A 14,337-nucleotide genomic window follows, 5' to 3' on the forward strand; every position below is an offset into this window, starting at 1 on the left:
ACTGTTCCGCGGGACTTCACCGCTACGTTTCGAGTACCCAAGAGAATCGTTTCGCCCTCCGGCCGGCCTGCGCCACCACCTGGCTTGTCGCTACTGGCGCCAAGGCAGCGTGGCACGGCCCGACCGACCGACCGACGAATCACGCGAAGCCCGGACATCCGGGCCCGGAACGCGCTACTCTCCCCGCCCCCGGTCGCCCCGGGTGTCCGTCCGCACACCCAGGGCGACCGGAGAGCCGGGCTCGACGGCGGTCCTCAGAGCTGCCGCAGCAGCATCCCCGGCTGCTCCACACAGTCCGCGACGAACCGCAGGAAGCCGCCCGCCGTCCCGCCGTCGCAGACCCGGTGGTCGAAGGTGAACGACAGCTGGGTCACCTCGCGGACCGCCAACTCCCCCTGGTGGACCCAGGGTTTGGCGACGATCCGACCGACCCCGAGCATCGCCGCCTCCGGGTGGTTGAGGATCGGGGTCGATCCGTCCACGCCGAACACCCCGTAGTTGTTCAACGTGAAGGTGCCGCCGGTCAGTTCGGCCGGGGTGAGCGCGCCGCTGCGCGCCGCCTCGGTCAACCGGCCCAGCTCCTCGCCGAGTTGCCCGGTGCTGCGGTTCTGCGCATCCCGCACCACCGGGACGACCAGTCCGCGCTCGCCCTGCGCGGCGAAGCCCAGGTGCACCGCCGAGTGCCGGACGATGCCCGAACCGTCCCCGGTCACCGAGGAGTTGAGCTCCGGGAAGCGCGCCAGGGCGACGGTGCAGATCCGCGCCAGCAGCGCCAGCACGCTCACCTTCGGCCCCGGCGCGGCGTTCAACTGCCGCCGCAGTGCCATGAGTTCGGTGGCGTCGGCGTCCACCCAGCAGGTCGCCGCCGGGATCTCCCGGTGGCTGCGGCTCAGCTTCTCGGCCACCGCCTTGCGCAGCCCGCGCAGCGGGACCACGCCGTCCTGCCCGGCGGGCCCGGCGGGCGCCGGAGCGGCCACCTTGGCCGCGACCGCCCGTTCGACGTCCGCGCGCATGATCAGTCCGTCCGGCCCGCTCCCGGTGAGCGCGGCCAGGTCGACCCCCTGCTCCCGGGCCAGCCGCCGCACCAGCGGCGAGATCACCGGCACCACCGCCGGCCCGGCCGGGACGACCGGAGCCCGCACGGCCACGGCACCGGCGGCGACCACGGCCGAGGCCGAGGCCGGTGCCCCGACCCGGCGCCGCCGCCCGCCCCGGCCCGGCTCGGCGACCCCGAACCCGACCAACGGCCGCTCCACCTCGGCAGAGGCGGCGGCAGCGGCAGGCGCAGCGGCAGAGCCCGGCCCCGCCGCATCCTCCGGCCCGCTCCCCGCCGCCGGCGCCACCGCGACCGTCACCAGCGGCGCGCCCACGGCGATCTCCTCGCCCACCTCGCCGTACCGCGCGGTGACCACCCCGCCGTACGGGCAGGGCACCTCCACCACGGCCTTGGCGGTCTCCACCTCCACCACCGGCTGGTCGACCGCGATCACCTCGCCGACCTCGACCATCCAGCGCACCACCTCGGCCCCGGTGAGCCCCTCACCGAGATCGGGCAGCCGGAACTCCCGTACGACGGGCATCATCCTCGGTCCTCCCACTGCAGCCGGGCGACCGCGTCCAGGATCCGGTCCACCCCGGGCAGGTGGTGGTGCTCCAGCATCGGCGGCGGGTACGGGACGTCGAAGCCGGTGACCCGCAGCACGGGCGCGGCCAGGTGGTGGAAGCAGCGCTCGGTGACCCGGGCGGCGATCTCCGCGCCGGTGCCGCCGAAGCCGCTCGCCTCGTGCACCACCACGGCCCGGCCGAGCGAGCGCACCACCCGGCAGACCGTCTCGTCGTCGAACGGCACCAGGGTGCGCAGGTCCAGCACCGCGAGGTCCCATCCCTCGGACTGCGCCGCCTCCGCCGCCGCCAGGCAGACCGGCAGCGAGGGACCGTAGGTGATCAGCACGGCGGAGGTGCCGGTGCGCCGCAGCACCGCCCGGCCGATCGGTTCGACGGGCGCGTCCGGGTCGAACTCGGCCTTGCCCCAGTAGAGCCGCTTGGGCTCCAGGAACACCACCGGGTCGTCGGAGGCGATCGAGGCGCGCAGCAGCCCGTACGCGTCGGCCACCGTTCCCGGGGTGACCACGTGCAGGCCGGGCGTGCTGGTGTAGTAGGCCTCGGAGGCGTCGCTGTGGTGCTCGACGCCGCCGATGCCCCCGCCGTACGGGATGCGGACGGTGATCGGCAGCGGGAGCCGGCCCGCCGTGCGGTTGCGCATCTTGGCGACGTGCGAGAACAGCTGCTCCAGCGCCGGGTAGGCGAAGGCGTCGAACTGCATCTCGACGACCGGGCGCAGCCCGTACATCGCCATGCCGATCGCGGTGCCGAGGATGCCGGCCTCGGCCAGCGGGGTGTCCAGGCAGCGCTCCGGTCCGAACTCGGCGGTGAGCCCGTCGGTGATCCGGAAGACCCCGCCGAGCGCGCCGACGTCCTCGCCGAGCACGTGCACCGCCGGGTCCTCGCGCATGGCGTCCCGCAGCGCGGAGTTGAGCGCCTGCGCCATCGAGGCGGTACGGACATCAGAGGGGCGCCGCGCAGAGGCTCCGCCAAGGGTGGGGGTGGGCGACGGGTGGGCCGTGCTCATCGGTCCGCCACCTCCGCCTCGGCGGCCAGCTCGGCGGCCAACTGGGCGGCCTGCTCGCGCAGTTGCGGGGTCGGCTCGGCGTAGACGTGGGCGAACAGCGACATCGGGTCCAGCTCCGGGTCGGTGTGGAACTCCGCCCGCATCCGGGCCGCCAGCGCCTCCGCCTCGTCGGCCGCCTCCCGCACCAAGCGGTCGTCCAGCACGCCGAGTCCGCGCAGCGCCCGCTCCATCAGCAGGATCGGGTCGTGCTCGCGCCAGGCGGCCACTTCGGGCTCGGTGCGGTAGCGGGTGGCGTCGTCGGCGTTGGTGTGGGCGTCGATCCGGTAGGTCAGCGCCTCGACCAGGGTCGGGCCGCCGCCGGCCCGGGCCCGCTCGACCGCCTCGGTCAGCACCGAGTGCACGGCGGGCGCGTCGTTGCCGTCCACCAGCCGGCCCGGCATCCCGTAGCCGACGGCCTTGTGGGCCAGGCTCGGCGCGGCGGACTGCGCGCTGAGCGGCACGGAGATCGCGTAGCCGTTGTTCTGCACCAGGAAGACCACCGGGGCGTCCAGTACGGCCGCGAAGTTCAGCGCCTCGTGGAAGTCGCCCTCGCTGGTGCCGCCGTCGCCGAGCATCGCCAGCGCGACCACCGGCTCGCCGCGCAGCCGGGCGGCGTGCGCCAGCCCGACGGCGTGCGGGGCCTGGGTGGCGAGCGGGGTGCAGAGCGGGGCGGTGCGGCTGGCCCGCGGGTCGTAGCCGGTGTGGGCGCTGCCGCGCAGCAGGGTCAGCGCCTCCAGCGGGTCGACGCCCCGGGAGACCACGGCGAGGGTGTCGCGGTAGCTGGGGAAGAGCCAGTCGTGCTCGCCGAGCACCAGCGCGGCGGCGACCTGGCAGGCCTCCTGGCCGGTGGACGCCGGGTAGACGGCGAGCCGGCCCTGCTTGGTCAGGGTGGTGGCCTGCTGGTTGTACCGGCGGCCGACGACCAGGCGGCGGTACAGCTCGCGCAGCAGGGCGGGGTCGTACTTCTCCAGCGCGGGGGTGCCGATCGCCCGGACGGGGGAGGGGTCCGGGAGGAGGGGTGCCGGATCGGTGCGCGGGGCGGTGGCCCCGGGCAGCCAGCCGGGTACACCCGCGTGGTGTCTGTGGTCGAGAACGGTCATCTCGGGGCACCTCCAGGGGTTGCGGGGGCTCCCTACCGATTGTTCGGTCGTCTGTTCATCTTGACCAGAAGCGTGACAAGGTGGTGGACATTCGGCCTGTACGGCGGTCGACTGGTGGCAGTGCGTCCAATCGGTGGGGGTGGGGGGTCATGTCGGCTGAACAGATGTCCAGACTCGACCGGGTCGACCGGTCGATCCTGCGGCTGCTGCAGCAGGACGGTCGCGCCTCCATCCGCTCGGTGGCCGAGCGGGTGCACGTGTCCCGGGCCAACGCGTACGCCCGGATCTCCAGGATGGTCGAGGACGGCATCATCCGCGGCTTCACCGCCAGGGTGGACCACGAACGGGCCGGTCAGGCCGCGTCGGCGTACGTCACCCTGAAAATCGTCCAGAACTCCTGGCGGACGGTGCGCGAGCAGCTGCTGGAGCTGCCCGGGGTGGCACACATCGCGCTGGTCGGCGGGGACTTCGACGTCCTGCTGCTGGTGCACACCGCCGACAACAAGGCCCTGCGGGAGCTGGTGCTGGGCAGCATCCAGTCCATCCCGCAGGTGCTCGGCACCCGCACCATGCTGGTCTTCGAGGAGACCGACCAGGTGCCGCCGCTCTGAGGAGGGCTCCGCCTCAAGGGCGGAGCCCGGGCCCGGGGGAAGGACCGGTCAGCGCGCCCGCAGCCCGTCGAAGGCCAGGTGGACCACCGCGTCCGCGACCCCGTCGGCGGCCTTGAGCCCCGGCCGGTACCACTCCACGATCGAGTTGATCATCCCGAACAGCAGCCGGGTGGCCAGCCGCGGCTCCACGTCCGCGCGCAGCGCGCCGTCCGCGACCGCCGCCCGCAGCAGCTCGGCGACCTGGTGGTCGAAGTCCCGCCGGCGCTCCAGCGCCCACTGCTCGGTGGCCGTGTTGCCGCGCACCCGCAGCAGCAGCGTCACGTACGGCAGCTCGTCCAGCAGCACCTCGGCGGTGCGGCGCACCACGTGCTCCAGCCGCTCCACCGCCGGGCCCGCGACCGCCTCGGGCTCGGCCAGGATCGCGAACAGCCCGTCCAGCGCCCGGCCGACCGCCAGCCGCAGCAGCTCCTCCTTGCCGCGCACGTGGTGGTAGATGGAGGACTTGGAGATCCCGGCCGCCCGGGACAGGTCCTCCATCGAGGTGCCGTCGTAGCCGCGCTCGTTGAACACGTCGACGGTCACCGCGAGCAGTGACTCCACGGTGTAGGCGGTGCGCGTGGTGTGATCGGCCATCCTCCGAGTATCCCCGGCCGTCACCCCCGTCACGCGAGCGGGTCCGACTGGTCCACACCAACCAAGGGACGCCGACGGGGTCAGGCCCTAGACTCTGCGGACGATCCGTCCACGTCCAAGGCTGGGGACATGAACGCAATACCGGCAGTCGCCTCCGACGTGCCAGAGAAGCGCAGCGAGGAGCCGGAGGGACCCGCGCGCACCTGGCAGGAGCGCGGCCGGGCCCTGGTGGTCCGCTTCGGACCGGCGGTGTGGTGCTACGCGGTGCTGAAGCTGATCGGCTTCACCGTCTTCATGAAGCTGCTCTCCTTCTCCGGGGAGTACGCCAAGAAGCCGGCCCGGTTCGGCGGCGGCGCCAACCCCTGGGACGTGGTGGCCACCTGGGACGGCTGGTGGTACCAGCAGGTGGCTCGGTTCGGCTACCACCCGGCGCTCGTCCCGATACCGAACGGACCGGTCGGCTTCAGCGTCGAGCAGAACTCGGCCGCGTTCTTCCCGCTCTACCCCGGCCTGATGCGGATGACCTCGGACGTCACCGGCCTCGGCCTGTACGGCGCCGGGATGCTGGTCTCGGTGCTGGCCTCGCTGTTCGCCGCGGCCGGCATCTACGCCGTGGTGGAGAAGCTGACCGGCGATGCCCGCTCCGGTGTGATCGCGGCCGGCATCTGGGCGATCGCCCCGGGTTCCGGCGCCGAGTGGGCGGTCTACTCGGACTCCCTCTTCGTCGCGCTGGCCGCCTGGGCCTGCTACTGCGTGATGACGAAGCAGTGGGTCGCGGCCGGGGTGATCACCCTGGTCGCCGGGCTCAACCGGCCGACCTCCGCGGCGCTGATCGGCGCGGTCGGCCTGGCCGCGCTGGTCGAGCTGTACCGCCGCGAGAGCGGCGTCCTGCGCCCGCTGGCCGCGATGCTGCTGGCCCCGCTCGGCCTGCTCGGCTACGTGGGCTGGGTGGGCTGGCGGACCGGCGAGTGGGGCGGCTACTTCCGGCTCCAGCACGACGCCTGGCTGCACTACTTCGACTGGGGCCAGGGCACCTGGCACGCGATCCGCGGGGTGCTGCTGGGCCGCAGCGACTACCCCTTCGCCTTCCCGATACCGGACCTGTTCGCCACCCTGATCGTGCTCAGCCTGCCGATGCTGATCGTGCTGCTGGTCCGGCTGCGCCCGCCGCTGGTGCTGACCGCCTACACGCTGGCCACGATCGTCTCGGTGCTCGGCAGCCTGGGCATCTTCGGCAACGTCTCCCGCTACCTGCTGCCCGCGTTCCCGCTGTTCATCGCGCTGGCGGTGGGGATGCGCAAGCTGAGCCTGCCGGTGCTGGCCACCGTCCTGGGCACCGGCGCGGTCGCCTCCGGCTGGTACGCCGGGTACGTCATCTTCGAGCTGGGTGTGCCGTAGACCCGGACCACCCGAGCCCCCGGGGGCGCGTCCGCCACGGACGCGCCCCCGCGCGTTTCCCGGTGGATTCCTCCCACCACACCCTCGTGGCCCGACCGATCGTTCGGTTACTCTGTGACGTGTCCCGTCCTGCTTTCCGAGGCCCTCCGAGGAGCGCACAGATGTCCGCAGCGGTCACCCACCCCCTCGTCAGCGAGCTGGTCGAGCGCCACCAGGCCACCCTGGACGCCGCGCTCGCCGCCGCCGCCGAGCGCGACTACTGGTCGCCCTACCCCGAGTTCCCCAAGGCGTACGGCGAGAGCGGGCCGGCGGACGGCAAGGCCGCCTTCGACGCCCTGCTCGGCAGGCCCTTCACCCTCGAAGGCCACCCCACCGACGGCGACCAGGTCGGCGGCGAGGCCTCCCCGTACGGCGTCGAGCTGGGCATCACCTACCCGCACGCCGACCCGGACGCGCTGATCGCCGCGCTCACCGTCGCCCGCCCCGGCTGGGCCGCCGCGACCCCGCTGGAGCGCGCCGCCGTCTGCCTGGAGATCCTGCACCGGATCAACGCCCGCTCCCACGAGTTCGCCCAGGCCGTCATGCACACCACCGGCCAGGCCTACGGCATGGCCTTCCAGGCCGGCGGCCCGCACGCCCAGGACCGCGGCCTGGAGGCGGTCGCCTACGCGTACGCCGAGCAGACCCGGCTGCCGAAGCAGGCCGGCTGGACCAAGCCGCAGGGCAAGCGCGACCCACTGGTGATGACCAAGGAGTTCACCGTCGTCCCGCGCGGCCTCGCGCTGCTGATCGGCTGCAACACCTTCCCCACCTGGAACGGCTACCCGGGCCTGTTCGCCTCGCTGGCCACCGGCAACCCCGTCCTGGTCAAGCCGCACCCGCGGGCCGTCCTGCCGCTCGCGCTGACCGTCGCCGTCGCCCGCGAGGTGCTCGCCGAGGCCGGCTTCGACCCGAACCTGGTCGTCCTGGCCGCCGAGCACGAGGGCGGCACCGTCGCCGCCGCCCTCGCGGTCCGCCCCGAGGTCAGGCTGATCGACTACACCGGCTCCACCGCCTTCGGCGACTGGCTGGAGGAGCACGCCAGGCAGGCGCAGGTGTACACCGAGAAGGCCGGCGTGAACGCCGTCGTCATCGACTCCACCGACGACTACAAGGGCATGCTGGGCAACCTGGCCTTCGCGCTCTCCCTCTACAGCGGCCAGATGTGCACCACCCCGCAGAACGTGCTGATCCCGCGCGGCGGCATCGCCACCGACCAGGGCGACAAGTCCTACGACCAGGTGGTCACCGACCTGGCCGGCGCCATCGAGGGCCTGCTCTCCGACGACGCCCGCGCCGCGGCGATCCTCGGCGCCGTGGTCAACCCCGGGGTGCTCCAGCGCTCGGCCGCCGCGGCCGGCGGCGAGTACGGCGAACTCGCCCTCGCCCCGCGCGCGGTGACCTCCCCGGACTTCCCCGGCGCGACCGTCCGCACCCCCGCGCTGGTCAAGCTGGACGCCGACAAGCCGGACGACCGCGCGGTCTTCCGCAGCGAGTGCTTCGGCCCGGTCTCCTTCGCCGTCGCCGTCGAATCCACCGCCGCCGCCGTCGAGTTGCTGCGCACCACGGTCCGCGAGAAGGGCGCCATGACGGCCTCCGGCTACACCACCTCGCCCGAGGTGGAGGCGCTGCTGGTCGAGGCCGCGCTGGACTCCGGCGTCTCGCTCTCGCTCAACCTGACCGGCGGCGTCTTCCCCAACCAGACCGCCGCCTTCTCCGACCTGCACGGCACCGGGGCCAACCCGGCCGCCAACTCGGCCTACTGCGACGGCGCGTTCGTCGCCAACCGGTTCCGCACGGTGGAGATCCGCCGGCACGCCTGAGCCGTTCACCCCCGTCACCGGGCCCCGGCGGTCACCCACCGCCGGGGCCCGGCGGTTCACAGCTCCGACGGCGCCCGCGATGATGGAGGCTGGGAGAACGCCGGGAACGGCGTACGACCGCCCTCCGAACAACGGGAGCTGATACATGGCCGTGAAGCCGACGACCGAAACCGACGTCCTGATCGTCGGCGCCGGACCGACCGGACTGCTGCTGGCCGGCGACCTCGCCGCCGCCGGAGTCGGCGTCACGGTACTGGAGAAGCGCGCCGCCGAGTCCAACCTCACCCGGGCCTTCGCCGTGCACGCCCGCAGCCTGGAGCTGCTGGACGCCCGGGGCCTGGCCGAGGAGCTGATCGCCACCGGCCGCCCGCTCGCCGAGCTGAGGATGTTCGACCGCTTCGGCATCGACCTCGCCGCGCTGCCCACCCGCTTCCCGTTCGTGCTGATCACCCCGCAGTACAACGTCGAACGGCTGCTGCTGGACCGCGCCGAGAAGGCCGGCGCGACCGTCCTGCGCGGCGCCGAGGTCACCGGGCTGCGCCAGGACGCCGAGGGCGTGACCCTGGAGACCCGGGACGGGCAGAGCCACCGCGCCGCGTACGCGGTCGCCACCGACGGCGTCCACTCCACCGTCCGCGACCTGCTGGGCATCCCGTTCCCCGGGGAGTCGGTGGTCGACTCGGTGGTGCTGGCCGACGTCCGGCTGGACCGCGAGCCCGCCCAGGCGATCACCGTCGGCGCCAACCAGGCCGGCTTCGCCTTCATCGCCCCGTTCGGCGACGGCTGGTTCCGGATCATCGCCTGGGACCGCGAGGAGCGCTATCCGGACGGCACCACCCCCTCCGCCGAGCAGCTCACCGCCCTCGTCCGGGCCATCCTCGGCGAGGACTACGGCCTGCACGAGGTGCGCTGGAGCTCCACCTTCCACAGCGACGAGCGGCAGGCCCCCAACTACCGCTCCGGCCGGGTCTTCCTGGCCGGCGACGCCGCGCACTGCCACTCCCCGGCCGGCGGCCAGGGCATGAACACCGGCCTCCAGGACGCCGCCAACCTCTCCTGGAAGCTCGCCGCGGCACTCCGGGGCCACGCCACCGACGCCCTCCTGGACACCTACCAGACCGAGCGGCACCCGGTCGGCAAGACGGTGCTGCGCACCTCCGGCGCGCTGATCCGGCTGGCCCTCGCCGAGTCCGCCCCCACCCGCGCCCTGCGCGGCGCGCTCACCGCGCTGGGCGGCCACCTCGACCCGGTCACCGAGCGCGGCGCCCGGCTGGTCTCCGGCATCGCCATCTCCTACCCCGCGCCCAAGGACGCCCACCCGCAGGTCGGCAAGCGCGTCCCGGACCTGCGGCTGACCGCCCTGAGCAAGCCCGTCGAGGGCGCCCCGGACGCGCCCGAGCGGCTCTACGAGGCGCTGCGCGCCGGGAGGTTCGTCCTGGTCAGCAATGACGAGCTGGCCGCCGCCGAGCCCTGGGCCGACCGCATGGTCTCCGCCGCCCCCGCCGACCCGCACGGCAAGCTGCGCGACACCGTCCTGCTGATCCGCCCGGACGGCTACGTCGCCTGGGCCGCCGTCGACCCCGGCCAGGGCGAGCTGCGCGCCGCCCTCACCGACTGGCTCGGCGCCCCGGCCTGACCACCCCCCGGGCGGGCCCGCGATCCCCGCGCGCCCGCCCGGCCCGTCGTTCGCCGGCCGCTCAGCCCCGGGCCTTCACATAGTGCCGCGCCGCCTTCGCCCGGTTCCCGCACACCGCCATCCGGCACCACCGCCGGCGGCCGTTCTGCGAGGTGTCGAAGAAGTACAGGACGCACGCCTCGTGCGCGCACTGCTTGATCCGCTGGGCGCCCCGGTCCAGCAGGTCCAGGAAGTCGTCCGCCGCCAGCCAGGAGGCCAGCCACTCGGGCCGGTCCACCTCGACGTGCGCGGTCGGCCCCTGCGGGCCGAGCTCCCGGCGCAGCCGCCCGTGGCCCAGCACGCCGTTCAGCCGGGCCACCGCCTCCGGCCCCAACTGCCCCTGCCCGCACAGCTCCTGGACGGCCCCGGCGATCACCTCACGGGTCTCCCGCAGGGCCGCGAGCCCCGACCCGGCGGCCCGGCAGCGGTCCGCGAGGCCGGCCGAGGAGAGCCAGATCGGGTAGCCGTCCGGTTCGGCGAGCAGGTCGTTGACGGGCGTTCCGGCCCAGCGCGTGTTGAGCAGGTCCAGTGCGAGCGGCTCACCGATCAGCGGTCGCGGGTCCCTCGGGTCCGGCTGCACGTCAGTCATCGCTCTCCCTCGGATCGGTCCGATTCTACGTCCGCCCCTTCCGCCCGGACTGGTCTGGACCGGCCCCGGAACCACGGTCATTCACTGTATGGAACCGCCGAGTTGGGAGCCCTCCACAGTTGACTGTTTTTTAGCAACGAATTGCCCGGCCATGAGCCAATTCGCACACGGGTTCTGTCATGTTCGAGCCAGCGTTCTCGACCCCCCTGAACGCCTGGTCCCTTGCCGGCCCCCCACAGCCGGCTGGAGGAGGATCCGTTGCGTCCCCGCTCCCTTGCCCTCGCCGCGGCGATAGCCGTGCTGCCGCTGACCGCCGTCTCGCTCGGTGTCTCCACCGCGCAGGCCGCCACTCCCAACGCCTCCCCGCGCGTCGCCCTGCCGAACACCGTGAACCCGGCGGTGGCCCACTCGGAGAAGAAGGGTGACGTCCCGGCCGCGCAGCAGATCTCGGTGTCCGTCAGCCTGAAGCTGCGCGACACCGACGCCCTGGACCGCTTCCTGACCGCCGTCACCACCCCGGGCGCCCCGGAGTACGGCCACTACCTGACGCCGGAGCAGTTCACCGCGCGGTTCGGCCCGACCCAGGCCGCCGTCGACCAGGTCCGGACGTACCTGGCCCAGCAGGGCCTGACCGTCTCCGACGTGAGCGCCAACCGCCAGGTGGTCAACGCCCGCGGCACCGCCGCCCAGGTCTCCCAGGCCTTCGGGACGCACGAGAGCGCGTACCTCGACCCGCAGCTCCAGCGCGCCTTCTTCGCCAACGACGCGGCCGCCTCGATCCCGTCCGACCTGGCCTCCGTGGTCCAGGGCGTCAGCGGCCTGGACAACCACGCGGTGCGCAAGAACCGCCTGGCCACCCCGAACTCGGTCACCCCGAACACGGCGAGCGCGAGCCCGAGCGGCATGGCCCCGGCCCAGTACACCGGTGCGTACAACCTCAACAAGACCGGCGCGGACGGCACCGGCACCACGGTCGCGCTGTGGGAGTTCGACGGCTACCAGTCCTCGAACCTGACCACCTACGACTCCCAGTACGGCCTGTCCGGCCCGGCCGTCTCCACCGTCTCGGTGGACGGCGCCACCTACGACTCCGCCCCCGGCCAGGGCCAGGGCGAGGTCGAGCTGGACAGCGAGATCGTCCGCGGCGCGGCGCCCAAGGCCACCCAGCTGGTCTACGAGGCGCCCAACAGCGACCAGGGCGAGATCGACATGGCCAACAAGATCGTGACCGACAACAGGGTCTCGGTGATCTCGATCTCCTGGGGCTCCTGCGAGCCGGACACCACCGCCGCCTCGATGACCGCGGTCGACAACGCCTTCAAGCAGGCCGCCGCCCAGGGCATCTCGATCTTCTCCGCCTCCGGCGACGACGGCTCCCGCGACTGCACCCGCTCCACCAGCGGCTCCGGCGTGAAGGCGGTCGACTTCCCGGCCTCCAGCCCGCACCAGACCGGCGTCGGCGGTACCAACCTCAAGGTCTCCAGCGGCAACGCCTACTCCTCGGAGAGCGCCTGGAGCACCGCCGGCGGCGGCGTCTCCACCGTGTTCGCCAAGCCGAGCTGGCAGACCGGCACCGGCGTCAGCGGCACCATGCGCACCGTCCCGGACGTCTCCTCCAACGCCGACCCGCAGAGCGGCTTCGCGATCTACACCGCCGGCGCCTGGCAGGTCTACGGCGGTACCAGCGCGGCCGCGCCGCTCTGGTCCGGCTACGCGGCCCAGTTCAACCAGAAGGCCAAGGCCGCCGGCCAGGCCGTCCTCGGCGAGGCCAGCCCGCGGCTGTACTCGGTGGCCAACGGCAGCGGCTACGGCAGCACCTTCCACGACGTGACCACCGGCGCCAACCAGGACTTCTCCGCCAAGGCCGGCTACGACCAGGTCACCGGCTGGGGCTCCCCGGTCGCCGACGCGCTGACCACCGCCCTGCTCGGCGGCGGCACCACCCCGCCGTCCGGCGGCTGCACCGCCGCCCAGCTGGTCGCCAACGGCGGCTTCGAGAGCGGCACCGCCTCCCCGTGGACCGCCTCCAGCGGAGTGGTCAGCAACAGCTCCTCCGAGGCCGCCCACTCGGGCAGCTGGAAGGCCTGGCTGGACGGCTACGGCTCGGCCCACACCGACACCCTGTCGCAGACCGTCTCGATCCCGGCCGGCTGCGCCTCCGCCAAGCTGACCTTCTGGCTGCACGTCGACACCGCGGAGACCGGCACCACCGCGTACGACAAGCTGACCGTCCAGGCCAACAGCACCACGCTGGCGACCTACTCCAACGTGGACGCCGCCGCCGGCTACGTCCAGCGCACCCTGGACCTGACCTCCTTCGCGGGCCAGACCGTGACCGTCAAGTTCACCGGCACCGAGGACTCCTCGCTGCAGACCAGCTTCGTGATCGACGACGTCGCGCTGAACGTCGGCTGACCACCGGCCGCACCACCGCACCACCCGATCCCCGCCGGGGCGGAGCCGTCAGGGCCCGCCCCGGCGGTGTCCGTCCCGGGCCCTGCCGGAGCCGTCCGCCGGCCCGGTCGGGCCCCGGTCAGCGGCCCGTGTTTCCGGACTGTTTCAAGATCGATAACCCTTCGGTCCACCTGCCGTGACCACTGTCATACGCACGACTGATGACGTAGCCTCTCGACCGTGCATAGGGTTCCCCAAAGCTCGGTGAAGCCGCTGGCGGCGCGCCCCGGCGCCGACCCGGTCCCGCCGAACTCACCTGGTGGGGAGGGTCACCGTATGGCCGCACAGCAACCTCAGGACGCCGCGCGGCTGCGGCTGGTCGGATCGCACACGGAGCGCCCGGGCCCGCCCGGGCCGCCCGGCCCGACTCCCGCCACCCCCGGACCGCCCCCCGGCCGGCTCGCCCCGGTCGGCGGCTTCGCGGACACCCTCCACCTCGCGATCGAGGCCAGCGGCCTCAGCCTGGACCGCATCCGCGCCGCCCTCGCCGGGCGCGGCGTCAGGGTCAGCGTCACGACCCTGAGCTACTGGCGGCGCGGCCGCAGCCAGCCCGAGCGGGCCAGCTCGCTGCGCGCCGTCCACCTGCTGGAGGAGCTGCTCGGGCTGCCGCACAGCGCGCTCTCCTCGCTGCTCGGCCCGCCGCGCCCGCGCGGCCGCTGGGCCGCCGCGGCCAACACCTGCCACCTCGGGCTGGAGGACGTCTGGCCGGGCGAGCAGGAGATCGCCAACATCTTCGCCGAGCTGAACGCCCCGCCGGCCGGCGAACTGGAGCGCCTGAGCATCCACGACTCCTACTACGTGGACGCCGAGCGGCGCGGCAACCTGCTGCGGATGCGCCAGGTGGTGCGCGCCACGGTCGGCGGCGTCGGCCGCTGCCTGGTGGTGCACATGGCCGACGAGGAGGCGGCCGGCTGCCCGGAGATCACCGCGGTGCGGCACGGCCGGCTGGGCCGGGTGCGCCGCCGCCCGGAGGCCGGGCTGATCGTCGGCGAGCTGATGCTGGACCGCCCGCTCGGCCTCGGCGACAGCACGGTCTTCGAGTACGAGGTGGAGATCCCGCCCGGCGGCCCGACCACGGAGTACAGCCGCCGCTTCGCCACCCCGGTGCGCGAGTACGTGCTCCAGGTGCACTTCGACCCGGCGGCCGTCCCGGCGCACTGCGAGCGCTACGACCGCGAGCCGGGGGCCGACGTCGACCACCGCCGCGAGCAGCTGTGGATCGGCGCCTCGGCGAGCGCCCACGTCCTGGCCCCGGACCAGCAGCCGGGCCACATCGGCATCCGCTGGGAGTGGGCGTAGCCCTTCCGCTCCTTCGAGACCCGCCGGACCTCACGGTCCGGCGGGTCT

The 14,337-nt window shown here is 73.6% G+C and carries 11 protein-coding genes; 6 read left to right on the top strand and 5 right to left on the bottom strand.

Annotated elements, in window-relative coordinates:
• Positions 1–254: 254 nt before the first annotated feature.
• The 3 genes from ACWDD9_RS03105 to pdhA all read right to left on the bottom strand — a co-directional run bounded on the left by ACWDD9_RS03105 (position 255) and on the right by pdhA (position 3,768).
• Positions 255–1,580, bottom strand: a complete 1,326-nt coding sequence (locus ACWDD9_RS03105; protein WP_449810736.1) for a dihydrolipoamide acetyltransferase family protein — start codon at positions 1,578–1,580, stop codon at positions 255–257.
• The gene (locus ACWDD9_RS03110) at positions 1,580–2,548 is read right to left on the bottom strand and encodes an alpha-ketoacid dehydrogenase subunit beta (protein ID WP_449810737.1); all 969 of its coding nucleotides are present in this window, start codon (positions 2,546–2,548) and stop codon (positions 1,580–1,582) included. Before ACWDD9_RS03110 ends, ACWDD9_RS03105 begins: the two co-directional genes overlap by 1 nt.
• A gap of 77 nt (positions 2,549–2,625) precedes the next feature.
• A complete protein-coding gene (gene pdhA, locus ACWDD9_RS03115; RefSeq protein WP_049652804.1) occupies positions 2,626–3,768 on the bottom strand; it encodes a pyruvate dehydrogenase (acetyl-transferring) E1 component subunit alpha in 1,143 nt (380 codons plus the stop codon).
• A 149-nt stretch (positions 3,769–3,917) separates the two neighbouring features.
• On the opposite strand from pdhA, the gene ACWDD9_RS03120 reads away from it, so the two are divergent.
• Entirely contained in the window at positions 3,918–4,379 is a 462-nt protein-coding gene (locus ACWDD9_RS03120) for an Lrp/AsnC family transcriptional regulator (protein WP_049652805.1), read from the top strand.
• A 48-nt stretch (positions 4,380–4,427) separates the two neighbouring features.
• Here ACWDD9_RS03120 and ACWDD9_RS03125 read toward each other — a convergent pair whose 3' ends face one another.
• Positions 4,428–5,012, bottom strand: a complete 585-nt coding sequence (locus ACWDD9_RS03125; protein ID WP_049652808.1) for a TetR/AcrR family transcriptional regulator — start codon at positions 5,010–5,012, stop codon at positions 4,428–4,430.
• A gap of 129 nt (positions 5,013–5,141) precedes the next feature.
• Between ACWDD9_RS03125 and ACWDD9_RS03130 the strand changes: the two genes are divergently transcribed.
• The 3 genes from ACWDD9_RS03130 (at position 5,142) to ACWDD9_RS03140 (ending at position 9,908) form a co-directional block, all read left to right on the top strand.
• The gene (locus ACWDD9_RS03130; RefSeq protein ID WP_117488785.1) at positions 5,142–6,410 is read left to right on the top strand and encodes a glycosyltransferase family protein; all 1,269 of its coding nucleotides are present in this window, start codon (positions 5,142–5,144) and stop codon (positions 6,408–6,410) included.
• Between the two features lie 161 nt (positions 6,411–6,571).
• Positions 6,572–8,272 (top strand): phenylacetic acid degradation protein PaaN, encoded by a 1,701-nt coding sequence (gene paaN / locus ACWDD9_RS03135; protein WP_449810665.1) that lies wholly within the window; start codon positions 6,572–6,574, stop codon positions 8,270–8,272.
• A 145-nt stretch (positions 8,273–8,417) separates the two neighbouring features.
• Complete coding sequence (locus tag ACWDD9_RS03140) at positions 8,418–9,908, top strand: FAD-dependent monooxygenase (protein WP_449810666.1); 1,491 nt, start codon at positions 8,418–8,420, stop codon at positions 9,906–9,908.
• A gap of 61 nt (positions 9,909–9,969) precedes the next feature.
• Here the strand turns inward: ACWDD9_RS03140 and ACWDD9_RS03145 are convergent, their stop codons facing one another.
• Entirely contained in the window at positions 9,970–10,536 is a 567-nt protein-coding gene (locus ACWDD9_RS03145) for a CGNR zinc finger domain-containing protein (protein ID WP_449810667.1), read from the bottom strand.
• Between the two features lie 258 nt (positions 10,537–10,794).
• Here ACWDD9_RS03145 and ACWDD9_RS03150 point away from each other — a divergent pair, with 258 nt between their 5' ends.
• Both ACWDD9_RS03150 and ACWDD9_RS03155 read left to right on the top strand, forming a co-directional pair.
• Complete coding sequence (locus tag ACWDD9_RS03150) at positions 10,795–12,951, top strand: protease pro-enzyme activation domain-containing protein (protein ID WP_449810668.1); 2,157 nt, start codon at positions 10,795–10,797, stop codon at positions 12,949–12,951.
• A 315-nt stretch (positions 12,952–13,266) separates the two neighbouring features.
• On the top strand, positions 13,267–14,289 hold the full coding sequence (locus ACWDD9_RS03155; protein ID WP_079272005.1) for a hypothetical protein: 1,023 nt from the start codon (positions 13,267–13,269) through the stop codon (positions 14,287–14,289).
• Positions 14,290–14,337: the final 48 nt, after the last annotated feature.

The sequence above is a fragment of the Kitasatospora sp. NPDC001119 genome (assembly GCF_053598475.1).

What these genes read in the sequence shown, in the direction of transcription:
- ACWDD9_RS03155 (WP_079272005.1), top strand. Translation starts at nt 13,267, where the DNA reads ATGGCCGCACAGCAACCTCAGGACGCCGCGCGGCTGCGGCTGGTCGGA.
- pdhA (WP_049652804.1), bottom strand. Translation starts at nt 3,768, where the DNA reads ATGACCGTTCTCGACCACAGACACCACGCGGGTGTACCCGGCTGGCTG.
- ACWDD9_RS03125 (WP_049652808.1), bottom strand. Translation starts at nt 5,012, where the DNA reads ATGGCCGATCACACCACGCGCACCGCCTACACCGTGGAGTCACTGCTC.
- paaN (WP_449810665.1), top strand. Translation starts at nt 6,572, where the DNA reads ATGTCCGCAGCGGTCACCCACCCCCTCGTCAGCGAGCTGGTCGAGCGC.
- ACWDD9_RS03120 (WP_049652805.1), top strand. Translation starts at nt 3,918, where the DNA reads ATGTCGGCTGAACAGATGTCCAGACTCGACCGGGTCGACCGGTCGATC.
- ACWDD9_RS03110 (WP_449810737.1), bottom strand. Translation starts at nt 2,548, where the DNA reads ATGGCGCAGGCGCTCAACTCCGCGCTGCGGGACGCCATGCGCGAGGAC.
- ACWDD9_RS03140 (WP_449810666.1), top strand. Translation starts at nt 8,418, where the DNA reads ATGGCCGTGAAGCCGACGACCGAAACCGACGTCCTGATCGTCGGCGCC.
- ACWDD9_RS03130 (WP_117488785.1), top strand. Translation starts at nt 5,142, where the DNA reads ATGAACGCAATACCGGCAGTCGCCTCCGACGTGCCAGAGAAGCGCAGC.
- ACWDD9_RS03145 (WP_449810667.1), bottom strand. Translation starts at nt 10,536, where the DNA reads ATGACTGACGTGCAGCCGGACCCGAGGGACCCGCGACCGCTGATCGGT.
- ACWDD9_RS03105 (WP_449810736.1), bottom strand. Translation starts at nt 1,580, where the DNA reads ATGCCCGTCGTACGGGAGTTCCGGCTGCCCGATCTCGGTGAGGGGCTC.